20 protein-coding genes and 1 pseudogene are annotated in these 22,043 nt (G+C 61.8%); 7 read left to right on the forward strand and 14 right to left on the reverse strand.

All coding sequences use genetic code 11. The features are described 5' to 3' along the window. Positions 1–38: 38 nt before the first annotated feature. From ABMY26_RS06610 to ABMY26_RS06670, 13 genes are all read right to left on the reverse strand, one after another. Entirely contained in the window at positions 39–245 is a 207-nt protein-coding gene (locus ABMY26_RS06610; protein WP_372395274.1) for a hypothetical protein, read from the reverse strand. A 73-nt stretch (positions 246–318) separates the two neighbouring features. Continuing rightward, the gene (locus tag ABMY26_RS06615; RefSeq protein ID WP_372395275.1) at positions 319–594 is read right to left on the reverse strand and encodes a hypothetical protein; all 276 of its coding nucleotides are present in this window, start codon (positions 592–594) and stop codon (positions 319–321) included. A 68-nt stretch (positions 595–662) separates the two neighbouring features. Then, entirely contained in the window at positions 663–941 is a 279-nt protein-coding gene (locus ABMY26_RS06620; RefSeq protein WP_372395276.1) for a hypothetical protein, read from the reverse strand. A gap of 70 nt (positions 942–1,011) precedes the next feature. Continuing rightward, positions 1,012–1,632 carry a hypothetical protein gene (locus tag ABMY26_RS06625; RefSeq protein ID WP_372395277.1) on the reverse strand — a complete coding sequence of 207 codons (621 nt, stop codon included), beginning with the start codon at positions 1,630–1,632 and terminating at the stop codon, positions 1,012–1,014. A gap of 128 nt (positions 1,633–1,760) precedes the next feature. After that, positions 1,761–2,147: a MucR family transcriptional regulator gene (locus tag ABMY26_RS06630; RefSeq protein WP_372395278.1), complete on the reverse strand. Its 387-nt coding sequence runs from the start codon at positions 2,145–2,147 to the stop codon at positions 1,761–1,763. Next, positions 2,147–2,488, reverse strand: coding sequence for an HU family DNA-binding protein (locus ABMY26_RS06635; RefSeq protein WP_372395315.1), 342 nt, complete (start codon positions 2,486–2,488; stop codon positions 2,147–2,149). Before ABMY26_RS06635 ends, ABMY26_RS06630 begins: the two co-directional genes overlap by 1 nt. Positions 2,489–2,555: 67 nt before the next feature. Further along, positions 2,556–2,723 carry a hypothetical protein gene (locus ABMY26_RS06640; protein WP_372395279.1) on the reverse strand — a complete coding sequence of 56 codons (168 nt, stop codon included), beginning with the start codon at positions 2,721–2,723 and terminating at the stop codon, positions 2,556–2,558. A gap of 2 nt (positions 2,724–2,725) precedes the next feature. Beyond that, a complete protein-coding gene (locus tag ABMY26_RS06645; protein WP_372395280.1) occupies positions 2,726–2,875 on the reverse strand; it encodes a hypothetical protein in 150 nt (49 codons plus the stop codon). Positions 2,876–2,947: 72 nt separating this feature from the next. Then, on the reverse strand, positions 2,948–3,241 hold the full coding sequence (locus ABMY26_RS06650; RefSeq protein ID WP_372395281.1) for a hypothetical protein: 294 nt from the start codon (positions 3,239–3,241) through the stop codon (positions 2,948–2,950). A 74-nt stretch (positions 3,242–3,315) separates the two neighbouring features. Then, positions 3,316–3,852 carry a hypothetical protein gene (locus ABMY26_RS06655; RefSeq protein WP_372395282.1) on the reverse strand — a complete coding sequence of 179 codons (537 nt, stop codon included), beginning with the start codon at positions 3,850–3,852 and terminating at the stop codon, positions 3,316–3,318. A 170-nt stretch (positions 3,853–4,022) separates the two neighbouring features. Next, positions 4,023–4,451, reverse strand: a complete 429-nt coding sequence (locus ABMY26_RS06660; protein WP_372395283.1) for a hypothetical protein — start codon at positions 4,449–4,451, stop codon at positions 4,023–4,025. Positions 4,452–4,538: 87 nt separating this feature from the next. After that, on the reverse strand, positions 4,539–4,709 hold the full coding sequence (locus tag ABMY26_RS06665; RefSeq protein WP_372395284.1) for a hypothetical protein: 171 nt from the start codon (positions 4,707–4,709) through the stop codon (positions 4,539–4,541). Positions 4,710–4,783: 74 nt separating this feature from the next. Then, complete coding sequence (locus tag ABMY26_RS06670; protein WP_372395285.1) at positions 4,784–5,368, reverse strand: hypothetical protein; 585 nt, start codon at positions 5,366–5,368, stop codon at positions 4,784–4,786. A 121-nt stretch (positions 5,369–5,489) separates the two neighbouring features. On the opposite strand from ABMY26_RS06670, the gene ABMY26_RS06675 reads away from it, so the two are divergent. The 3 genes from ABMY26_RS06675 to ABMY26_RS06685 are packed head-to-tail and all read left to right on the forward strand — an operon-like array spanning position 5,490 to position 11,788. After that, positions 5,490–6,131 carry a terminase small subunit gene (locus ABMY26_RS06675; RefSeq protein ID WP_372395286.1) on the forward strand — a complete coding sequence of 214 codons (642 nt, stop codon included), beginning with the start codon at positions 5,490–5,492 and terminating at the stop codon, positions 6,129–6,131. A gap of 2 nt (positions 6,132–6,133) precedes the next feature. Then, the gene (terL, locus tag ABMY26_RS06680) at positions 6,134–7,801 is read left to right on the forward strand and encodes a phage terminase large subunit (RefSeq protein WP_372395287.1); all 1,668 of its coding nucleotides are present in this window, start codon (positions 6,134–6,136) and stop codon (positions 7,799–7,801) included. Between the two features lie 51 nt (positions 7,802–7,852). Further along, positions 7,853–11,788 (forward strand): phage portal protein, encoded by a 3,936-nt coding sequence (locus tag ABMY26_RS06685; RefSeq protein WP_372395288.1) that lies wholly within the window; start codon positions 7,853–7,855, stop codon positions 11,786–11,788. A gap of 17 nt (positions 11,789–11,805) precedes the next feature. Here the strand turns inward: ABMY26_RS06685 and ABMY26_RS06690 are convergent, their stop codons facing one another. After that, positions 11,806–13,587: an ATP-dependent endonuclease gene (locus ABMY26_RS06690; RefSeq protein WP_372395289.1), complete on the reverse strand. Its 1,782-nt coding sequence runs from the start codon at positions 13,585–13,587 to the stop codon at positions 11,806–11,808. Positions 13,588–13,794: 207 nt separating this feature from the next. Between ABMY26_RS06690 and ABMY26_RS06695 the strand changes: the two genes are divergently transcribed. The 4 genes and pseudogenes from ABMY26_RS06695 to ABMY26_RS06710 all read left to right on the forward strand — a co-directional run bounded on the left by ABMY26_RS06695 (position 13,795) and on the right by ABMY26_RS06710 (position 21,979). After that, on the forward strand, positions 13,795–16,551 hold the full coding sequence (locus tag ABMY26_RS06695) for a hypothetical protein (protein ID WP_372395290.1): 2,757 nt from the start codon (positions 13,795–13,797) through the stop codon (positions 16,549–16,551). A 612-nt stretch (positions 16,552–17,163) separates the two neighbouring features. Continuing rightward, a pseudogene (locus ABMY26_RS06700) lies at positions 17,164–19,002 on the forward strand (hypothetical protein); the annotation flags it as partial. 211 nt (positions 19,003–19,213) lie between these two features. Beyond that, the gene (locus tag ABMY26_RS06705) at positions 19,214–20,368 is read left to right on the forward strand and encodes a hypothetical protein (RefSeq protein ID WP_372395291.1); all 1,155 of its coding nucleotides are present in this window, start codon (positions 19,214–19,216) and stop codon (positions 20,366–20,368) included. Positions 20,369–20,476: 108 nt separating this feature from the next. Beyond that, positions 20,477–21,979: a hypothetical protein gene (locus tag ABMY26_RS06710; protein WP_372395292.1), complete on the forward strand. Its 1,503-nt coding sequence runs from the start codon at positions 20,477–20,479 to the stop codon at positions 21,977–21,979. The last annotated feature ends 64 nt before the right edge of the window (positions 21,980–22,043 follow it).

Raw genomic sequence — 22,043 nt, forward strand, 5'->3', positions numbered from 1 at the left:
CCAAAACCCCGCTCACCGGTCTGGTGGCGGGGTTTTGGTTATGCCGGTGGAAACGATGACATCACGCGACGTTCGCGAGCGTCTTCTCGGCCGGCGTTGTAGGCTTTCTTACATTCCTCGTCGCATCTCCATTCGCTTGGGAAATCGCCCTCTTTGAGACCAAGCTCATAGGCATGGTCGAGTTCTTTCTCGGTAGCTGGCATGCGGCGATTGAGTGCGCTTCTGGTCTTGAGATCCAGAGCCATTATGTCCTCCGATTTTTGGGGTTCTCCTACCCCAAAAGCCCCAGCCGATTTCTCGGTCTGGGGCTGGGTTGGGCTATCTGCCCGTCGCTTTCGCGATCGCCGCCTTCGCCTGTTCCATCATCGCCTTGTCCGGATCCCGTCCGGCCATCGCGGCGTTGTGGTAGGTGGTGAGAGCTTTGATGAGGTCGGGAGCGGAGGCGATCAGATTGGCGTGAGCCTCGATCTCCTCCTCGGTCAGCCCCGCAGTGCAAAGTTGGCAGATGTGAGTGTTTCGGCCGGCGAAGATGATGGCGTACTTGCTGGCGGGCGGGATGTTGCGGCTCCAGCCGGCAGCGATGTGCTTGTTCATGGTGCTCTCCAATGTTTGGGTTTCTACCCCAAAAGCCCCGCCACTTTTCAGTGCGCGGGGCTGGGTGTTCAGCGGTAGAACTTGGCGTCGGCGACTTTCGACCGGACGTGATCCTTGGCGGCATCCCGGTCCTTGGCGCGGAAGAACATGTCCACCTTGCCGTCGTCGCTTCCCGCCCAGTAGAGCGGCTGACCGATGCCCCAGTACGCTCCACCGCTGTCGTAGCCGCCTCCGTTAATGCGGATTTTGCGAAGGGTGATCTTGGCGCTGGGGGTTTCGACTGGCTTGCTCGGGCGCCCCATGGGAGCGCCATATTGCGAGCCGACATTCGTGAGTTGCGTTTGCATCTCAATTTCCTTGATTTGGGGTTTCTACCCCAAAAGCCCGACCGCCTGGCGGCGCGTCGGGCTGGGGCGCTCAGATCGGCAAATCGAGTTGCTCGGTCGTGTCGCTGGGTTGATTGCGGAGCTTGTCCAGGAAATCCTGAACGTCGTCTTCCTTGGCCTTCTCGATGGACCGGCGGATTATTGGCCCACCGTCTTCCTGGTAGTCGCCTCTGGGGTTTAGTTCCTCGAAGAACTTCTGAAGCGCCTCGTTATCCTCGTTGTCGTCGAGGAGTTCTTCCTCGTCGTCGGACAGATCGAACTTCCTCACCAGTTCGGCAATGAAGTCCCTGGCGCCCCATTCCTCCCAGGCTTCGTTGTAGGCGTTGCTTTCGCGCACCGAGATATCGTCTTCGTTGAGAAGCGGATAGTTCGCGAGACGCTTTTCGATCTCCTCGGCCTTCTTGGCTTCTTCGGTGTCCGGCTGGACGATGATGACCTCCAACCAACCGCAGGACCAGTGACCGAAGCGATGGACCTCGACGTGATCACCTTCGCCACCGAGCATCTTCAGCGCTTGCTGGAAATTTGACCGCGTCGTGTGATCGCTATCGCGGTTCTGCCCGGTGGGAAGGACCAGCCAATCATGCTGGTCATCGAGGTCAATTCCAGCCCGATCAACTGGTGTCGGGCGCCAATCGGAATAGGTCTGCAATGCAGCCTCCTCTTAGTTTGTATTGTGTCTTGATGTCACCATTATAGTCCATCTTGTCATATCTACAAGCAAAAAGAATACCGCGAACAGTATTCGCGGCATTCGTTTGATGATCCAGGTGCCTTTTACTACGTGGTCTTCTTGCCCAGGCCGATGCGCTTTGCCATCTCGGACCGCGTGGCGGCGTAGTTCGGCGCGACCATCGGGTAATCGGCCGGCAGCCCCCACTTCGCCCGGTAGTCGGCCGGCGACATGTCGTAGGCGCTGCGCAGGTGCCGCTTCAGCATCTTCACCTTCTTGCCGTCCTCCAGGCACACCAGATAGTCCGGCGTGATGGACTTGCGCACCGGCACGGCCGGTTCGCGGGGCGCGGCCTCGACCGGGACGCTGCCGGCCTGCGACAGGGCGCCGTACACGCTGTTGATCAGGCCCGGCAGCGCGTCGGCGGCGACGGTGTTGTTGCCGACGTAGGCGCTGACGATGCGGCTGGTCAGGGTGTGGAGATTCGCGTCCATCAGGCGAACACCCCCACCTGGGCCTTGAACTTTACGACGCGCTTGGCCGGCGCCGTGAACGTCTCGCCGGTGGCCGGATTGCGCGCCTCGTGTTCGGGCTTGATCTCGGTCTTGAGCGTGCCCAGGCCATGCAGGCGCACGTCGTTGCCGTCCAGCAGGTTGCTGACCAGCAGATCGGTCAGAACGTCGATGTGACGCGCGGCGTCCGCCTTGGTGATGCCGGTCTTGGCGCTCAACTGCGCGGCCAGATCCGGCTTGTTCACGGTGCTCATGGTGGCTCCTCTTGCCGTGGATTTGGGGGATTGCGGCGCTGGATCGTGCGCCTGATCAGGAGAAGCTATGGGTGATAGTCCGGACCGTCAATGCAAAAAAGACCGCCTTGGACTATTTCCAGGCGGTCTTCTTGGGCTACTTCCTGATCCAGTTCGGCAGCAGGGTGCGCAGCCAGTTCATCAGCGCGCTACCGGCGGCTTTCTGGGCCTTCTCCTCCAGGACGACCCGGTCCAGGTCGATCCTGATGGTGTAGCGCTCGTCCGTTTCTTCCAGGACAACGGCTCCGATTTGACGCTCTCCCATGGTCACGCTCCCGACCGCTCGCAGCGGAAGTAGGTGCGCACCGACGGAAAGAACCGCTCCATGCGGACCGCCATTTCCTGGGCTGCTGGCAGCAAAAACAGGCCGGGCAGCTGGGCGTGGTTGACGTAGAGTTTGTAACGCACTGTGTTCATGAAGTCCTCCTCTGGTTGGTCTTCTACGCCCTAAGCCCCAGTCCCGGTTCGACGGGCTCTGGGGCTGGGGATTTACCAACGCGCGTGTTCCGGCAGTCGCTGGTAAATGCGGTCGCAGATGCTCTCGTAGTCGACCGCCGCTTGGATCTTGCCTTCGAGGCGAAGCCCCATCGCGGTCGCCTTATTGCAGGCGTAGTTCGCGAGGTTGTCAGCGGCTTTGATGTACCCGACTGGCCTCTCCCCCTTGCTACACCCGAGCATGGCAGCGGCCTCCTTGCGACTTCCGTCACGCTGCCACTTTCTCCAGAACTCCATGAGTTCTTCTCTGGTCATTGCGTCGAGGTTCGGGATGTTATTCTCGCTCATCGTCTTCTCCGTTTTGCGAGTTGGTTCTCCTACCCCAAAAGCCCCAGTCGCTTTCGCGATCTGGGGCTGGGGGTTTATCCGAAGTGATCGAGAGTCGCTCCGGGTTCGACGCTGTCGTCCTCCTCTTCATCGTCGCTTTCTTCGTCTTCGTGTTCCTGTTCGCGTTCGGCCGCGCGTTCCGCTTCGTCGTGTGCCGCGCGGGCGGCATCCTCGGCGTCGGCCCAGATGTGCGGGTCAAGGCTGCTCGCCATGCCCTCGCCCATCGTCCATCCGGCCAGGAACCCGCGGCCACGAGGCAGGCGGGCGATGATCGGCTTGATGGTCTCGTGGCCATACCGATCGGAGTAGTAGCCGGTGGTATGGGAGAGGCGGCTGCCGCGGAGGTGCTTGTTGGCGTCTTCCACCCGCAGGCGGATCGCTGAACCGTGCTGGTCCATGTCGTTGTGGCGGCCCATGTAGAAGAACAGGCCGACACCGTTGCAGCCGCCATTGGGCTGCGGGACCGTGAAGTAGTAGGGGCCAACGACCTTGCGGGACTTGGCCCTTTCCGTCAGCGGCCGGCCGTAGTTGATCAGAGTGATCTTAGCGCCGGCCAGTGAACCGTGCTGCATATTCATCTCCAATGTTTGGGGATTGTTTGCTCTTGATGAAGTAAATATACGGCTATTCTTGCGGCATGTAAAGTCCTAATTGGACTATTTGCGCTGATTAGTGGCCCAGATTGTCATCAGCACCACAAACGCCAAAAGCCCCACTCCGGTTTGGAGGTGGGGCTTTTGGTTTACATGAAATCGATCTCGCAGGTTCGGTAGTCGAACTCCGGCCTGTGCCTGCAATTCGGGTTTAGGTTGTGCACCACCTTAACGCCGTCGTCATCGGTTGTGATGATGCCGAGCGTGTATCTACCATTGCTCAAGACTTTCGTCTCTTCGCCCTGGAGTCCGAAGAACTCATCGTAGGACCAGTGCATTGCGGTACGGTACGTCCCGGTGATCTTGAAATACCCCCAGGTTCCAGGCTCGGGGATGTCTCCATCCACCGTCAATCCGCGCTCGTCGAGCCAGCGAATGAGTGCGGCCTTCCGCCTGAAGGCGGTGTGTGGGGTGAAGCCGTGGGTCGTAACCGTATACCAGTAATCGCACGTCCTACCGTGCTGTTCTTCGTTCAGGGCGCACAAATGGAGGCCGTGGTGATTTTCGGTGTGTGGCATCTTTTCTCTCCATTGTCAGAGCGCCGCGTTTGCGGCCCTTCTAACGCCCTAAGCCCGACCATCTTTCGATGTGCCGGGCTGTGGTGGCTACGCAGTCAGCTTGAATTCGCCGACGGTGTTGCCGTTGATATCGATGGCTTTGCCTTCGAGCCAGCCGCCTTCGACCTTGTCGGCGATTGCGCGAAGAATGCGAGCAACCTCGTATTCCGGGGCATCTCCGAAAGCTGCGTTACCCGTATCAATCGTCATCTCGAACATTGGGCGTCCTTTCATTAGAGGGTTTCTCTAACGCCCTAAGCCCCGCAATCCTTCGATCAACGGGGCTGGGGTGCTCACGCTCGGTTCATCTTGTCCGTCAGCGTGGCGAAGTAGCGGTGCTCCAGGTCGTCTTCGCGGAAGGCCACGATGGCTTCGGCGCCCTCGGCGAACCCGAAGTCGCAGCGCCGGTTCTGGAACCAGAACGGCATCGCGACCGGCGGCAAAACCTCCATGAAGTACCAGTAGAGGTATTTGGAGACCTCCACCTCGTTGCCGACACCAGCCTCCGTGAGCTTTTCGCGAAGGTCGCTGGCAGTGACGATCGACCCGCTCTTGGTCATGTATTTCAGGACATGGGCGGTTTCGTCGGTGAAGTCGCCATAGTGGCCGCCCTTCACATCATCCTCGAACTCCTTCGCCATGCGGGCGGCGAGTTCCCGGATCGTGCTGTTGCCCGGCCGGTCGGCGTCCGGTTCGCTCTTGATGAAGCTGTCCGCTGCCTTCCGAACCCATGGGAGAAACGCCTTGATGGCATCGTCCCTGGTGTATTTCCCGGTGACGTGACTTTTTGCCAATTCGAGTTCGATTTGGCGGCGCTGCGGGTGAATTTCGCCAGTGTTGACGGCCCACAGATGCAGCGCTTCGATGAGGTGCGTCATCTTTCAGTTCCTCGTTTTGTCTTGATGGCATCATTCTAGTACAGATCGTCATTCACAGCAAGAGAAATAGTCCAAACAGGACTGTTAGTCCTCAGAGATGCGCCTTTCTGAGGGGTCGGCCATGGCGGAGAAACGGAAGAACACCCTGCGGTTCACGACGGACGACGACCTCAGCGTCCAGCACTCGCTGTTCGTGCAGGAATACCTGAAGGACTTCCGCGGCGGCGACGCCGCGATCCGCGCCGGCTACAGCGAGCGTTCCGCTGCGCCGACGGCGTCCCGGCTGCTGCAGGAGCCGCGCATCCAGGCGGCTATTGCCAAGGCCGTCGGGTCGATGCTGGACAAGTTCCAGATCACGAACGAGCGCGTGCTGGCGGAATACGCCCGCATGGCGTTCAGCGACCTGGGTGACGTGATCGAGATCGACGACGACGGGACGGCGACAGTCAATCTGGCGCTGATCAAGAACAACAAGGACGCCCGTGCGGCAATCGCCGAGATCAATCAGAGCGACATCAAGCTAGGCAAGGACGGCGAGGGCGGTGTGGAGCGCCGCACGCGCATCAAGATGCACGACAAGAAGGGGGCGCTGGACGCACTGGCGAAGTACCTGCGGCTGATGCCGTCGGAGCGCGTCGAGGTGACCGGCAAGGACGGCGCCCCGTTCGAGGCCAAACTGACCGTCGATCTGTCCGGCCTGTCCGTCGAGGAGTTGGAGGCGCTCAACGCCGCTGCGGCGAAGGTCAAGAAGGCCGAGGGCTGACCGTGCGGCCGGAGGAACTGCTCGCCCATAGGGATGCCATCGAGAAGGCGCTGTGCGAGAGGTCGTTCTACGCCTTCCTGAAGCACGCATGGTCGAGCATCGACCCGGCCGACTTTGTTGACGGGTGGCACCTGCGGGTCATCTGCGACAAGCTAGAGAAGGCGGCGCGCGGTGAGATCCGCAACCTCGTGGTCTGCATCCCGCCGCGGCACAGCAAGACGCTTATCATTTCCGTCGCCTTCCCCTGCTGGGTCTGGTCGTGGTGGCCTTCGGCGCAGTTCATCTGCACGTCCTATGCCGCATCGCTGTCCGTCGACAGCAGCGTGAAGGCGCGTGGCCTCATTGAATCCCCCTGGTACCAGAGGCATTGGGGTGGTGTCGTCGAGCTGGTCGCCGATCAAAACCAGAAGCAGTATTACAAGACTACCGCCGGCGGGCACCGCTTCTCTACCTCGGTTGGGGGTATCATCACGGGCAAAGGCGGCGATTTTGTATTATGTGATGATCCGCATAATGTCGCCGACGCGGAATCCGAAACGACCCGCACGGAGGCGGTGCGGTGGTGGCGTGAATCGGTCCCAACCCGCCTGAATGACCCAAAGACCGGGCGCAAGCTGGTCATTCAGCAGCGCGTCCATGAGAAGGATGTTGCTGGGTACTGCATCTCCACCGGCTACGACCACCTCGTGCTGCCGGCCGAGTTCGAGCACAATCACCCGCACCGCTCGCCGCTTGACCCCCGCACCGAGGACGGCGAGTTGCTGTGTCCTGCTCGCTTTGGCCGGGCCGAAGTCGACGGGTTGAAGAGAGATCTGGGGTCATATGCTGCCGCCGGTCAGTTGCAGCAGCGGCCGGCCCCGCGCGACGGCGGCATGTTCAAGCGGACGTGGTTTACCATCGTGCCGGCGGCACCGGCCGTGGCTCGCCGCGTGCGGTGCTGGGATCTCGCGGCAACCAGTTCGGCGCAGTCGGAGGATCCGGATTGGACCGCCGGTGTCAAAATGGCCCGAGATGCCGCCGGCATCTTCTATGTCGAGGACGTCCGCCGCATGCGCGAAACGTCATGGCAGGTCGAGCGGGCCATCCTGAACACCGCATCCACCGACGGGAAGAGTGTCCCCATCGGTATGCCGCAAGACCCTGGCGCAGCCGGCAAAGCCCAGGCGGCCTACATGGTGCGCCAGCTCGCCGGGTACATCGTGAAGATCGAATCCGAGACCGGCAGCAAGGAGACGCGCGCCGCGCCGTTCGCCGCACAGGCCGAGGCGGGCAATGTCATGCTGGTGAAGGGTGATTGGAACGACGCCTTCATCGACGAGCTGTGCAGCTTTCCCAACGCCGCCCACGACGACCAGGTGGACGCCGCCGCCGGGGCCTTCCGCCGACTGCTGGATGGCGGCACGACGGGACTGCTGGACTTCTATGCTGCCATGGCCACCCAGCAGTACCTGGAAGAACGCATCAAGCGCCTCACGCCGATCGAGCGCACCGCCCTGCACTACATCGACAACGCTGGCGGCCGGCCGACCATCGCCCAGTTCGATGACGACCACGACCCAATCGGCAGCCGCCTGCGGGCCGACCTGCTGCGCGATGGCTGGATCCACGAAACCGACGGACACCTCTCGCTCGCCGACGGCGTTGCCGCCGCCCTGACCCGGAAGGATTGACGACATGGCCCGCCCCGAAGGCACGCCCATCGAGCCTGATTCCTGTCGCGCGTGGCGCAGGGCTTCAAATACGCGCTGCGCGGTGGAGCCGCCATGGACTGGTTTGGCCCGAGCCAGCCGCTCCAGCCGGCAGCGCCGGCGGAGGTGAAGGGGCGGGCCTGGGACTTCCCGACCGGCACCAACCTCCAGACCCGGCCGCGCGGCACCGAGGGCGTATCCTTCGAGCAGCTGCGGGCGCTTGCCGACGGCTATGACCTGCTACGGCTTGCCATCGAGACGCGCAAGGATCAGCTGTGCCGCGTGCCGTGGTCCATCCAACCGCAGCAGCGGCCGGACCAGCAGATGCGCGACAAGCCGGACCAGCGATGCGCCGACCTTGAGGCGTTCCTCAAGTTCCCGGATCGCCGGAGGCCCTGGGCGCGGTGGCTGCGCACCCTCGCCGAAGACCTGTTCGTGCTGGATGCCCCGAGCCTTTATGTCCGCAGGTCGGTGGGGGGCGATGTCTATTCGCTCGATGTGATCGACGGCGCCACCATCCGCCCGCTGGTGGGCGCCGATGGCCGCTCGCCCCTGCCGCCGGATCCGTGCTTTCAGCAGGTTCTGAAGGGCGTACCGGCGGTCGATTACACCGCCGACGAGTTGATCTACCTGCCGTTCAATCCCCGTTCAAACCGGGTCTATGGCTACGGCCAAGTCGAGCAGGTGATCCGCACCGTCGAGATCGGCATTCGCCGGCAGATTCACCAGATGCAGCACTACACGGAAGGCAACGTGCCGGAGGCCCTGTGCGGTGTGCCGGAGGAATGGAGTCCGGACCAGATCGACCAGTTCCAGCGTTACTGGGACAGCCTGATGGAGGGCAACACGGCGGCCCGCCGACACATGAAGTTCGTGCCGGGAAAGCTGGCCATCCAGTTCACCAAGGACGTCGCGCTGAAGGACATGTTCGACGAGTGGCTGGCGCGGGTGATCTGCTACGCCTTCTCGCTGCCGCCTACCGCATTCGTTCAGCAGATGAACCGCGCCACCGCCCAGACCGCCCAGGAGGCGGCGCTGGAGGAAGGCCTCGCGCCGCTCATGCAGTGGGTGAAGGAGCTGCTGGATTTCATCATCCAGAAGCACTTCGGTTACACCGACCTGGAGTTCGTTTGGAAGAACGAGAAGGAGCTGGACCCGGCCGTCAAGAACCAGCTTGAGATCGAGAAGCTGAAGTCCGGACTCCTGTCGTTCGACGAAATTCGTCAGGCCGACGGCAAGGCGCCATACGGCATTGGCCCGATCATCTTCGGCGTCGGCCCGGCCGGGTTCGTGTTCATCGAGGATTTGAAAGACCCCGCCAAGCGCGCGGCGCTGATGAATCCGCCGCCGCCTGCCCTCCCCGGCCCCGGCGGCGAGCCACCACCTGGCCACCCGGGCGCCCCGCCCTCCCCTGCCCCGGCACCAGGACCAGCGATCAGCGAGGCGCACCACGCCGCGGCGGCAGCACTGCACGCCACGGTGTCATCGGTTCCCGCGCCGCGCCCCGTGGCTGTCGAGACGGCCCCGCTGAACGAGACGCACCAAGCGGCGGCCGGTCGCCTCCACGAGACGCTGGGCGTCACGCCCCAGCAGCAGGCACAAGACGATGGCGCCCATACGCCGCAGATCGCCGAGGCGATGGCCGCGCTGCGCGAGACGCTGGGTAATCGTGTGTCCCCTTTCGCCCTGGAGAAGGGATGGGATGAGCGCAAGCATCCTCGCGACGCGGCGGGGCGATTCGTAAAGGCATCTGAATTTGCCATCGTGGCGCGAGACAATCCTCAACACGCATCGTCCCACACCTACGGCACGGTTTCGGCAAAGAATGCAGACATGGTGCAGGCCAAAATTGGAATCGATATTTCCGGCTATTCGCGAATCCTGGATTCCAACGCTGTTCGCCATGTTTTCAACCGGCATGGCGACGAGGCTACTGAACGGAAACGTGGGCAAATTGCGATCGAGCCGAAGGACTTTGATGCCATCGAGCGCATCGTTAATGCCCCCGACAGAATCAAAGCCAGCCGGACCAATCGTGGCCTGACATCAATCGTTTATGAGAAGCTGCTGGGCGACTACTACACCTATGTCGAGGAGGTTCGTCGCGGGCAAAAAAAAGTCGCCGTGACCTCCATGTGGAAGCGACTGGCGACTCTGAAAAAACTTGACCTGGGGGAGCAGGTGTCCTTTGAGGGCTCCTCTCATACGTCCGAATCCGTTACCCAGGCGAAAACTAATATAGCATATCCCCGTCTTATCGACAATAGCCTGACCAAGGCCGACGGTCGCGCCGGCCGTGACGGTGATGGCGACGGCATCTACAACGAGAAGGGCAAGATCTCCGAGCGCGCCGCCGCCGGTCGCCAAGCGATGGAGCGTCTTGCCCAACGCGCTGCCGCCATGCCGGCGGATCGGCGGAAGGACGCCGTCGAGGTGGCGGCGATGCACAAGGAGGGCATCGGCCCGATCGACTTCCGCTTCGGGCACGCCGGCACGCCCGAGCGCCGGTTTGAGGATGGTGGAGGCATTGCCCACGCTTGGAATCGGCGCATGCACGTCGACAAGATCGACGCAAACGCTTTCATCAAAACCATTCCGGACATCATCGCCCGCGGCCAGGTCGCGACCGATTGGTATGAGCCCAAGGGCAAGAGCGGTCAGCGGCGGGAAATTAACTGGCGCGACAGCGTTGTTGTAATTGCGCGCAACAAAAATGGCGGTGGCAACCCGTGGGTGCTTACCGCCTTCAAGAAGCTGCTGAAAAAGGATGATGAAAACGCCCGTCTGACAGACGATCCGATAGCCGATCCCCATCTGTCATACGCACCGGATGGCATTGGGTTGTACCATCCTCACCCTCTCCTGAAGAGTTTCCTCCTCGGGAGTTTCCCGTCGCCTGGGGCGCAAACGCCTCCCCATCAGGGTGGAGTGGGCTCTATCCGCTGGTCCTTAGTGGGAGCGGGCGTAGAGGACAATATAGCCCACAACCGCCAGCTTCACAAGTCTTCGCCGCGCATCCTGAGCATCGCCGAAGCTGCGGAAGCGGGCATCGTTCAGGCGTTCGGCAACGCGCTGCTGTGGTGGAGCCGCCAGGGTGATCAGATCGGCGAAGACGCCACGACGGCATCATCGCCCGACGATGTTGCGCTGCCGCTCGACGAGTTGGAGCGTCACCTCGACACCGCCTTCGATCAACTGAGGTCGGTCTTCCGCGATGCCGGCGAGGCCACGGTGAACGACAACCTGGCGGCACCGCCCGGCGGCGAACGGATCGACTTCAACTTCGATCTGCGCAACAAGCGCGTCACCGACTTCCTCGACGGCTACAAGATGGACCTGATCCGGCACATCACCGCCGATCAGGCAGAGCAGGTCCGGGCCATTGTGACCGACGCCGCCACGCGCGGCGAGCCACCTGCAACCATCGCCCGTCGGGTGCGGGATGTGGTCGGCCTGACGCCTTATCAGGCTGGCGTGGTGGAGACCTACCGCGCCGAGCTGGAGCGGCTCGACCCGGCCGCGCTGTCGCGTGTGCTGCGTGACGCTCGGTTTGACCCGACGCTCAACCGTGCGCTGGAGAGCGGGCAGGCGCTGGGCGACGAGCAGATCGACAAGATGGTGGCGGCGTACAAGCGTCGGTTCCTCGACATGCGGGCGATGACGATCGGCCGCACGGAGAGCATCCGTGCTGCCAATAGCGGCGCCCGCATGTCGGTGGCCACCATGCTTGACGACCCCGAGATGGACGGGATCACGGTCGAGAAGACGTGGGTGGCGACCGACGACCACCGGACGCGCGACAGCCACCGGGGCATGAACGGCCAGACGGTGGTCGGGCTGGACACACCATTCATCACGCCCAGCGGCGTGCAGATGAGCGGTCCGCACGATCCGGAGGCACCGGCGGAAGAGGTGATCAACTGCAGGTGCGTGGCGCGATTTAGGTTGGTTAGATCATCAAGCAGCTAATAGAGCTTGGTGAAGCCTCATGAGTTCGCATTTCTGATCATTGCCACAATTTCATCAATCCTAGCCTTGAGATCGAGCTTGTTCAGATCAGCCGGAAAATTGCAAACTTCCCTAGCGATTGCTAATTTGTCAACTTCCCTATGGATATTGTCAGCAGGAGGGTTAGCGCTCTTCGCGCTTCCTCTCCTTTTTATCGGTGTCCTTTCAAAGTGCAGAACGTGGTCGTAATCGCCTACATTGCAAGCCTTTAGATAAATATTACTGTATTGCTGTTGGATGATCTGATGAATGATGGAAGGAACGACGTAATTCTCAATCTCCCGCCCTTTAGTAATCCAAGCAACTCCTCCCGATTGTGACATTTCATCAGCGATGCGCTTTTTCGTATCGTTGATTTTATCCGACTTATGCTTTTTATCACTATCTATTACAATAGCGATATTTTGGTTAAGCGAACGCAGCGCAATGAATTCTTTCACCTCTTCCGAATCAGCGCTTAGATGGCTCAGTAGCCTTCCACCATAAAACATTATCGAATAGTGTATTCCCTCAATTAAATCACTTGCCACAGCATTGATCCAGTGCCGTAAATAAATTCTATCTGATGGCCCCTCAACCCAGATTACTGCATTTGACTGCATTATATCGGAGGCTTTATAACCAAGATCTGTACAAAGAGAAACACGATCTCTTTTCAAAATTGCTTCTGTAATGGTGGTTGATGATCCATCATTCCTCACATGAAAAATTGCTGCTCCAGGAGTATCAATAAATGCAGCAGAGTGAGTAGCAATAAAATATTGATTGTTCGTAAATTCATCTAGATATTTTACTAGCTTTCGCTGGAGCAGAGGGTGCAGGTGCACTTCTGGCTCTTCGATGCAAAAAATGCTTTCATCCTGCAATGTACAGAATGATGCAATCATTATGACTTCATGAATACCAGTCCCAAGTGAATGAAGAGGTAAAACTTTATTATCCATATGCACTAATATATGTTCTCTATTGTGAGGTATTTCAATTACCGCATCTGGTCTTGAAGTGACTGTTTGTAAGAAAATGTTGATTTTATCAAATATCTTTCTCTCATGTCGCTTGTTGTGATCTGGGCTTTGGATTTCTGCTAACCGATCAATAAGACCAATTCCACTGAAATCTCCGAAGTCCCCACCTTTTGGGCCAATTTGTCGCAATGCGGGGATGTTGTATACAGGTGGAAATCTGTAGTCTTGGTGCTGCAAAAAAACCCTGATTACTGTATGAACCCATTCTTTTGTACTCCCACCTGAGTGAAGATTTGCAAAAGCTTTTGCAAGATCAAACCACATGGATGAATTCTCAGATACTAGTTTATCAAAAATTTCTTCGCTAAGACCAATATTCCCCCCTTGCTCGATGTTGCATGACACCCAAATTATCCCATTATCAGAGATAGCATCAAAAGCTCTATAAGACAACCGCGACGCATAACTATTCTGAGAATAAATATTAGGATGCTTTTTTTTGACTGAATTAATGAACGTTTCAATAGGAATGGCAATTTCCATTCCCACATTCCCAGATATGGCTCCTCTGTGCACATCAAGTTCCGAAAATAATTTGCCTTTTTTTTGTCCATAAGAAGCGCCTTCGTTTTTCACGACACCAATAAACTTAGATATGAAGCTCAGCGCTGTTGATTTACCAGAGTTGTTAGGCCCGATAAAGTAGTTGAATTTCCTGAATGGCGACATCTTCTGTTTGGTTTCGCCAATTCCACGAAAAAACTGAATTGATAATCCGTTAAGAAATACAGACATGACTTACATCCTTTCAGTACAGTAGAATTATTTATCGCAGAAATATCGAAGAAATATGATTAACACTATAGTTTGCAGGAATTTTATTTGGCATTTATCATCATCCAGTTCTCTTATGCGGACTGCAGGAAATCGCTCACGACAGATGTTAAACTTCAAGCCCATTCAGTACGCCCCACCACGCCCAGCCGGCGCAGGAGACACCCTATGGATTGCTTTGTTCAGCTCGTCAAGGTGGACGAAGAACGCCGGCTGATCCACGGCCGCGCCGTCCAGGAAGTCCCCGACCGATCGCGCGAGATTCTGGATTATGAGAGCGCCAAGCCCGCCTTCCTGGAATGGTCAAAGGCGTGCGAGGACGCCACCGCCGGCCTGTCCAAGGGTAATGTGCGGGTCATGCATGGCAAGTCGGTCGCCGGCAAGGTGGTCGACATTGCTTTCAATGACGACGAGAAGGCCATCGACATCGTCGTGAAGGTGGTGGACGACAACGAGTGGCGGAAGTGCCTGGAGGGCTGCTACACCGGATTCAGCGTCGGCGGCAGCTATGCCAAGAAATGGCAGGATGGCGAGTTCACCCGCTACACGCCGCGCGTGACCGAGGTCTCGCTGGTTGATCGCCCCTGCATTCCGACGGCGAAGTTCTTCAGCATCCACAAGGCCGACGGTTCGGTGGAAGAGCGCGAGTTCGTGCTGGACGACGCGAGCCGGATGACCGACGCCGAGCGGCTGGCGGCCATTGCGGCCCTGGCCGGCGGCATGATGCCCAATTCGCTGGATGCCGCCATGCCCGTGCCGGAGCAGATGACCGACACGCGCGAGACCGCCCAGCCGAAGTCTGTCGCGACCGGTGCGGTGGAGAAGGTCGCCCCGTCGCTGTTCGGTGATCTCTACAAGGCCGACGAGCGCAAGGGGCGCGACGGCGATGGCGACGGCAAGCTGAACGAGGGGCGGGCTGGCGCGGCCGGTGCCGGCATCGGCTATGCTATGAGCAAGACCGCGCCGGTCCTGTTCGCCGATCTCTACAAAGCCGACGGCCGAGCCGGTCGCGATGCGGACGGCGACGGGAAATACAACGAGAAGGAAGGCGGCAGCGGCACGCGGACGGTTGGGGCGGCGGTCGGTGGCGCTCTCGCCGGTGCGGCCCTGACCGCCGCCGCGCTCCGCACCGGCAAGGGGCAAGCTGCCGTCGCGGCGGCGCGGTCGGCGTCAGGGCCGCTCACTGCCGCCGCCCAGCGAGCGGTGAAGGACATCGGCGGGGCCGCGAAGGTCATCGGCAACAGCGCGGCCGGCAAATACGCGGGAGAGCAGTATGCCGCATTCCGCAATATGCCGAAGCTGGTGCAGTTGGCGGCCGGCGGCACCGCGCTCGCCGTGACGCCCGGTGGCGACAAGTTGCTGGGGCTGGTTGGCCTCGACCCGAATGCTGAGTGGGTGCCGGGCGGGTTCCGGTTCGATCTCAAATCCAAGAGCACCGGCACTACTGTGTTCTCGCAGAGCGTCCGCCCATTTGCTGATGGCGGCTCGTCGAGCGCTCCGTACACGCCGCCCCAGCAGCAATACCAACAGCCCCAACAGGCGCAACGCCCTGCCGCGCAATCCTACCAGAGCACCGGCAGCATCATGGGGCAGCCCGCCCGACCGCCGGCGCAGGCCACCACGATCACGTCCCAGCCGCCGGCGCGAGATGCAGCAACCGCCTATGCCTCGGCGGCGCAGATCAACAGCAACAACCCGAACTACACATCCATCAAGCAGAAGCTGGAGTTCTCCGCCAGCAAGGGGCTGTTCGAAGGGGATCGCCACGAATCTCTGCCGCACGATCTGATCGTCAGCGCCTCGCGCGCCGCCAAGGAAAACAAGATTAATCCAGCCGAGCGCAACGACATCGTTTTCCGCACCATGAAGAACGAGCGCACGGCCAGCGGAGCGAAGCGTTTCGATTTGAGCACATCGGAATCTGCGTACACAGCCCTGACCGAGCACCTCGCAGACCAGCACGATGCGGAAATTTATAAGGAGAATGAGGATTACCGCCGTGCGGATCGCGCCAGGATCAACGCCCTTCCTGGACTGTCTCCGGCGCACCGCAAGGAGCTTCACTCTTATCTCGACAACGCGGTCAAGACCCCGTTGCCGTTCAATCACAAAGAACTCAACAAGGCCGTCATGTTCGACGAACTCTACAAATCGTGGATGGGGCCGGGCCAATCAGCCCCTCTCCTGTTCGCCGACCTCTACAAGGCCGACGGTCGTGCTGGTCGGGACGGAGACGGCGATGGAAAGCTGCATGAGGACGGCGACACGAAAGGCGGTGGCGGCTCTTTCCACGATGGCCGCGGCTATTTGGTTGCGGCCAAGAACCGCGCGCATGAGAAGGCGTTGAAGGCCGGGACGCCGGACACCAAGGAGTATGCGGATTCCTACCACAAGGCGATGATCCAGGAGGATCCGAAGTACAAATCCGAGCACACCCAGGTCATCGACGAGCGGCGCGGTCGCGACGTGTGGCCGATCATGGCGGCGAAGGCGACGAGCTGGGCCGCGTTCGGCGCCGGCGCCGCGTTGGGTGCGGCCATGCCGAGCAAGGTCGTTGGCCGCGTTGGCGCGGGCGTTCTGGGTGGCTTGGCGGGGGCGACGAAAGGCGCAGTTGGTGGCTTTGCCAACTCGACGCGCAAGGTTCGGTTTGGCTCGAAGTCGTTCGAGATGGGCGGCAAGGACTGGGCGTCACGTCTCGGCATGAGCGCCGCTGGTGCGGTCAAGGAGGAAGTCGGCGGAGCCTACCTTGGCGCAAAGGCGGCTGGGTCCAAGCCGTGGGTAAACCGCGCCGCCAACGCCGCCGTGGCGTCGAATCTGATTGGCTGGGGCACGTATTTCGCGGTCCAGCCACCTGTGCGGTTCCTTGGTGAGGTCAACGACGCGGTGCGCAGCGGCGCCCGCCGGGTGGAGAAGGCCGATGTTTGATCTCGCCGATGCCATCTCCGCCCTCCAACAGACTCTCGCCAAGGCCGACGGCCGGGCGGGACGCGATGCGGACGGGGACGGGAAGCTGCATGAAGCCGCTGCCGCTGCCTCCGCCATCGGGGCCGGGGCCGCTGTTGGCGCCTCGGCGTCCGGTCTCGCCGCCCGCGCTGGATCATCCGCCGCTCTCGCGGCCACCGCGACCCGTCGAGAGGGGGTCGGGAAGCGGAAGTGGTGGGACGGCGCCCTCCGCAACGACCGCGCCGAGATGGATGCCACTCGGGCCGGCGGCGCGGGGCGCGTCGAGTTCGCTGACCTGGACCAGAAGCGGCCCGGCTGGCGGGGGCGGTCATTTGCTGCCGGCAACGCGCGGAAGGCCCGCTATCTCCGCTTGGCCGAGCGCGTTGCGGTGCGCGGCGGTGCGCGGATCGGCGGGCTGGCGGCCCCGGCTATCGGCACTCTTGCCGGCGGACTGGCGTCCTACGCCCTATCGAAGACCGACGGGTTGGACGCGGCGATTGCTGAGTTGGAGCACACGCTGGCGAAGGCTTGGGATGATGCCGCCCTCCGCGCCGCCACCGCGCGCGTTGCCGATCCCATTCCGCCCAGGCCACCGCCGGCAACTACCGAAAAGGCCATATCAAGATCCACGGCCTGGACATCAGCATCGAGAACCCCGAGGGCAGCGAGCGGCGCGGGATCGGGCCGGATGGCAAGCCGTGGACCAGCCGGCTGCCCGCGCATTATGGATACGTGCGCCGAACTCTCGGTGCCGATGGCGATGCGGTTGACGTCTATCTCGGCCCCGCCAAGTCCGCCAGCCACGTCTATGTCGTGGACCAGATCGACCCAGCGACCGGCAGGTTCGATGAGCACAAATGCGTCCTGGGCTGCCACACCGAGATGGAAGCGCAGCATCTCTACCATGCCGGATTCAGCGACGGCAGCGGGCCACGACGGATGGGAGCCGTCACCGCGATGCCCGTCCAGCAGTTCAAGTCCTGGCTACGGTTCGGCGACACGACCGCGCCGGTGGCTTTCCGTGAGGACGCAGGGAAGATGCATGGATTGCGGAAGGCCGTGGCAGATTCTGAGGCAACGCTGGCGAAGGCCGACGGCCGCGCGGGCCGGGACGGCGATGGTGATGGCGTGAAGGACGAGGGCAAGAAGGACGAGGGCAACGCCCGCTTTGCTGCCCAGGTGGTCGGCGCCGCCGTGGTTGGTTCATTGGCAGCCAACGCCGGCGCCCACGTTGGCGAGAAGGCACTCACCAGATTTGGCGACAGGGTTGGTAGGAAGGCGGAAGCCATCACCCGCCTTGCTGGGCGGAAGGCGGGGAGCGGCGAGGCATCAATGTTTTCCAGCGCAGCGTCAGGGGCTACCCGCTTTCAGGGTAAGCTGATGCGCGGCGTGACGCGGTCGGCGGTTGCCGGCTTGGGCGCGGTCGGCGGACTGGCTCTCGCAGGCGTTGTCGGCGACGCCTACGGTGATCGCGCTGGGGCTAAAGCCCACGATGCCGTTACGGGAAAGGATGGCGGGAATGATTACCGGGCGGGCACGGTCATGGGCGCCGTCGGCGGCGCTGTTCTGGGCGGCGGCGCCGAATTGACGGCGGCGCTTGGGCGCCGATACCGGTTCAATCCGGTCAAGCGCTTCGGTCGCGGGCTGGCGCTGGGGGTTGCTGGGACGATCGCTGGCGAGATGTCGGGTAATTACCTCGATCGCAAGTTCGGCATCTCGCGCATGTTGATGGGGACCGGTGATTATCGCCGCACCATGTTCGGTGTTGATGACGTGTCAAAACTCGACGCCGCAATCTCATCCCTCGAAGAAACCCTCGCCAAAGCCGCCACCAAATCGCCCAGCCGAAATGTTATGGTCGAGAGGGCGCTTGCCAAATCAGCCAAGGGAACGGACGGCGACGGCGACGGGAAGCCGCATGAGCGGGAGAACCGCTCCGGCGCCCTGGAGCGCGAAGGTGCCGAAGCCGGTCACTTCGTGGGCTTTGCGGCCGGCAGTACAGCGGTGGCAGTCGCTCTCGGCCAGCATGGCAAGCCGGCACCCAAAGTTGCCGGGCCGAAAGGGTTCAGAGCGCGCGTCAAGGCATTCGCCCGATCAGCACCGGCCGCCATCAAGTCCGGCGGGCTGAAGATGGCGGCTGGTGGCGTCGGCGGGTTGGTCGTCGGGGCAGGGGTATCGGCTGCCGGATCCGCCATTGACCGCGCTGTCGGTAACCGGCGCGTCATGGAGAAGCCGCAGGGCGAATACGAGACAATCGGCGGCATTGCCGGCGCATTGCTGGGCGGCATCGGTGGCGGGATGGCGGCGGGCGCTGCAGCCCTACCTTCTGGGCCTGGGTCGATTGCGGCAGCGATTGCAGGCGATGCCGCTGGCTCATACGCCGGAGCGAAGGCGGGGTCCGCGCTGGGGCGTCTGCTGGATCGAACGAAATAAAAAACCCCGCGTCAATCGGCGCGGGGTTTCTCTTCTTGGCTTGCATAGTAGATCGCGGCAGCTAACACTATGGTTATTGGTATAGCCGCTCCAGGCCACATGAACACGCCCACGTACATGGCTTTACTCAGATACGACATCTGATTTCTCCAAGTATTTGGCTACATCTGAATAATACAGCGCAACGCGATTATTCACAAGGACTTTTGCTTTGTCCATCACCACCGGCGACGGCTTCCTCGCCGACGACCGCGCTACGCCTCGGCGGAAACGCCGGGGATGGCGGCGCACCATCATGGGCGCAGCCCGTTGCGGCAGCCCGAACCTCCGCAACCTGCACAAGGGTGACAGCATGTCAGAGTTTGACGTGATGCTGGGCATGCTCAAAAAGAGCGTCCTTGACATCAAGAGCGCCGATCGCGCCGACACCGAAGCGCTACTGGCCAAGTCCTTCGACCAGTTCGCTGAAGCCGCCAACGGCTTCGTCGGCGCTGTCGCTGAGGACGCCTTCCAGCAGGGGCGCGTCGTCGACCTGCTGAAGTTCGACGGCATGGGCGAGGGTAGCGTGTTGGCCAAGGGCATGGACCACGTCGCCGGGTTCGCACTGGTCATGAAGCAGCTGGAGTTCTTCCTGGAATCCTGGGCCGGCGAGGTCGAAGAGGAATCCGCCGAGGGCGCCGCGCACGCACAGCAGCAGGCCGGCGGCACCTCGCAGGAGCCACCGCCCGGTCTCGTTGCCGCGGCGCAGTGGTACGAGATGGGCCAGCAGGTGCTGAAGTTCCTGGTCGCCCACGCCACCGGCGACGACAGCGCACGGGGCGATGCCGGTGGCGGTGCCGAGGCGCCCACGGAGCCCGGTGCCGACAAGGGCCAGGAGCCGCCGCCCGCCGCGTCTGAGCAGAAGCCGGCCGAGCCCCCACCGGCCGCCGACGACGAGAAGAAGGAGGCTGGCGCCGCCCCGGCCGAAAGCGGCAACCAGACCGACGAGGACGACGAGAAGAAGCGCGCCATGAGCAAGGCCGACGCCACCGGGGGCAGCGACCTGCTGGCCAAGTTCGAGGCGATGCTGAATGAGCGTCTGGGGAAGGTGTCCGCCGAGAAGGATGCCGCGCTCGCCAAGGCTGCCGACGACAACACCAAGCTGCTGGCCGAGATCGAAGCGCTGAAGAAGTCCACCCCCGCCCCCGCAAAGGGCGCCGTGATGGCGGTCGGCAAGTCGGCCGACAGCAACACGCTGGGCAAGAGCGACGGCGAGGCCGACCTCCAGGCCGAGGCCGAGCGGTTGTCCAAGATGGACCCGGAAGCCCGCGCGCTCGCCCTGATGAAGATCGCCCAACGCCATCCGCAGCCCGCCACGCTGCGCTGATCGACACACGACACGGAGCCGGCCGTCAGGCCGCCGTAACGCCCCGCCGGGACCTCCCGAGCGGGGCTTTTTCATGACCAACGGCCAGACGGCCAAGGAGATCACCAGATGACGACGACCGTTCAGGAAACCCTGGCGCTCCTGAAGTCCATCCAGGCGCAGGGTGGCGACGAGGCCCTGGCCAAGTCCATCACCACCGCGCAGGGCTTGGTCGCCTACGACCTGCAGGCGCCGGCCAAGAACCTGTATCCGCAGTACACGCCGCTGCGCAACGAGATCCCGCGCGTCGGCAACGGCGTCGGTCTGGCCACCAATTGGCGCGTCGTTCAGGCGATCAACGGCTCGGGCTACGATGCGATGGGGTGGGTGCCGGAAGGTCAGCGCTCCGGTCGCATGAGCTACCAGACCGCCAACAAGTCAGCGTCCTTCGTGACGATCGGCGAGGAAGACCAGATCAGCTACGAAGCCATCCATGCGGGTCAGGGCTTCGAGGATCTGCAAGCCAGCATGCGGATGCGCCTCCTGCAGAAGATGATGCAGAAGGAAGAGCACGCGATCATCGGCGGCAACGCCAGCCTGGTTCTGGGCCAGCCGACCGCCCCGACCCTGTCCGCCGGCGGCAGCGGCGCCACCCTGCCTGGTGCCCCGACGACCTATTCGGTCATCGTCGTCGCGCTGACCTACGAGGGCTTCCGTGGCTCCTCGCTGGCCAGCGGCGTGGTCACCTCCAAGACGATCACCGGTGCGGACGGCGCGAACTACGTGCTGAACGGAGGTTCCTCGGCCCCGTCGAACGCGGCCACCCAGGCGATCACCCTCGGTCAGGTGCTGTCCTGCTCCACCCCGGCGGTCACCGGCGCGGTTGGCTACGCTTGGTACGTCGGCGCGTCCGGTGGCGAGACCCTGCAGGCGATCACGACCATCAACTCGGTCAAGTTCTCGGCGCCGCTCGCCGGCAGCCGGCAGCCGGCCTCGACCGTCAGCGGCGACCACTCGCGGAACAGCGATTACGCCTTCGACGGCCTGCTGACCACCGCACTGGGCGCCGGCTCCAACGCCTACGTCAATTACCTGCCGACCGGCACCGCCGGCACCGGGTCGACGCTGACCAGCTCGGGGCGCGGCTCGATCGTCGAGATCGACGTCATGCTGAAGGCGATGTACGACAACTTCCAGGTCTCGCCGTCGACGCTGTATGTGAACAGCCAGGAGCTGAACAACATCACCAACAAGGTGCTGTCGAACAGCTCGGCCCCGCTGCTGCGCTTCGACCAGCCGGTCAACTCGTCCGACCCGATCGCCCTGATGGCCGGCGGTACCGTGTCGATGTACTTCAACCCGTTCAGCAACAACGGCGGGTACAAGATCCCGATTAAGATCCACCCCTACTGCCCGCCGGGCATGATCTGGGGCTGGAGCAAGGATCTGCCGATCCAGTACCAGTCGAACAACGTTCCGAATGTGGCGGAAATCAAGACCCGCAAGGACTACTACGCGATCGACTGGCCCATCAAGACCCGCCAGCAGGAAAGCGGCGTGTACGCCGAAGAGGTGCTGGCCGTCTACGCTCCGTTCGCCATGGGCGTCATCGGCAACATTGCGAATGGCTAAGGCCGGCAGCGCGGCGGGGGCTTCGGCCCCCGCCTTTTTTTGTCCGCAATCTGGAGGCCCCCGA

Source organism: Azospirillum sp. HJ39 (genome assembly GCF_041507355.1).
In the GTDB taxonomy this organism is placed as follows: domain Bacteria; phylum Pseudomonadota; class Alphaproteobacteria; order Azospirillales; family Azospirillaceae; genus Azospirillum; species Azospirillum thiophilum.

Excerpts from the sequence above, each read along its gene's own strand:
- ABMY26_RS06610 (WP_372395274.1), bottom strand. The coding sequence starts at position 245 with ATGGCTCTGGATCTCAAGACCAGAAGCGCACTCAATCGCCGCATGCCA.
- ABMY26_RS06615 (WP_372395275.1), bottom strand. The coding sequence starts at position 594 with ATGAACAAGCACATCGCTGCCGGCTGGAGCCGCAACATCCCGCCCGCC.
- ABMY26_RS06620 (WP_372395276.1), bottom strand. The coding sequence starts at position 941 with ATGCAAACGCAACTCACGAATGTCGGCTCGCAATATGGCGCTCCCATG.
- ABMY26_RS06630 (WP_372395278.1), bottom strand. The coding sequence starts at position 2,147 with ATGGACGCGAATCTCCACACCCTGACCAGCCGCATCGTCAGCGCCTAC.
- ABMY26_RS06640 (WP_372395279.1), bottom strand. The coding sequence starts at position 2,723 with ATGGGAGAGCGTCAAATCGGAGCCGTTGTCCTGGAAGAAACGGACGAG.
- ABMY26_RS06645 (WP_372395280.1), bottom strand. The coding sequence starts at position 2,875 with ATGAACACAGTGCGTTACAAACTCTACGTCAACCACGCCCAGCTGCCC.
- ABMY26_RS06650 (WP_372395281.1), bottom strand. The coding sequence starts at position 3,241 with ATGAGCGAGAATAACATCCCGAACCTCGACGCAATGACCAGAGAAGAA.
- ABMY26_RS06655 (WP_372395282.1), bottom strand. The coding sequence starts at position 3,852 with ATGCAGCACGGTTCACTGGCCGGCGCTAAGATCACTCTGATCAACTAC.
- ABMY26_RS06660 (WP_372395283.1), bottom strand. The coding sequence starts at position 4,451 with ATGCCACACACCGAAAATCACCACGGCCTCCATTTGTGCGCCCTGAAC.
- ABMY26_RS06665 (WP_372395284.1), bottom strand. The coding sequence starts at position 4,709 with ATGTTCGAGATGACGATTGATACGGGTAACGCAGCTTTCGGAGATGCC.
- ABMY26_RS06670 (WP_372395285.1), bottom strand. The coding sequence starts at position 5,368 with ATGACGCACCTCATCGAAGCGCTGCATCTGTGGGCCGTCAACACTGGC.
- ABMY26_RS06675 (WP_372395286.1), top strand. The coding sequence starts at position 5,490 with ATGGCGGAGAAACGGAAGAACACCCTGCGGTTCACGACGGACGACGAC.
- ABMY26_RS06690 (WP_372395289.1), bottom strand. The coding sequence starts at position 13,587 with ATGTCTGTATTTCTTAACGGATTATCAATTCAGTTTTTTCGTGGAATT.
- ABMY26_RS06695 (WP_372395290.1), top strand. The coding sequence starts at position 13,795 with ATGGATTGCTTTGTTCAGCTCGTCAAGGTGGACGAAGAACGCCGGCTG.
- ABMY26_RS06710 (WP_372395292.1), top strand. The coding sequence starts at position 20,477 with ATGACGACGACCGTTCAGGAAACCCTGGCGCTCCTGAAGTCCATCCAG.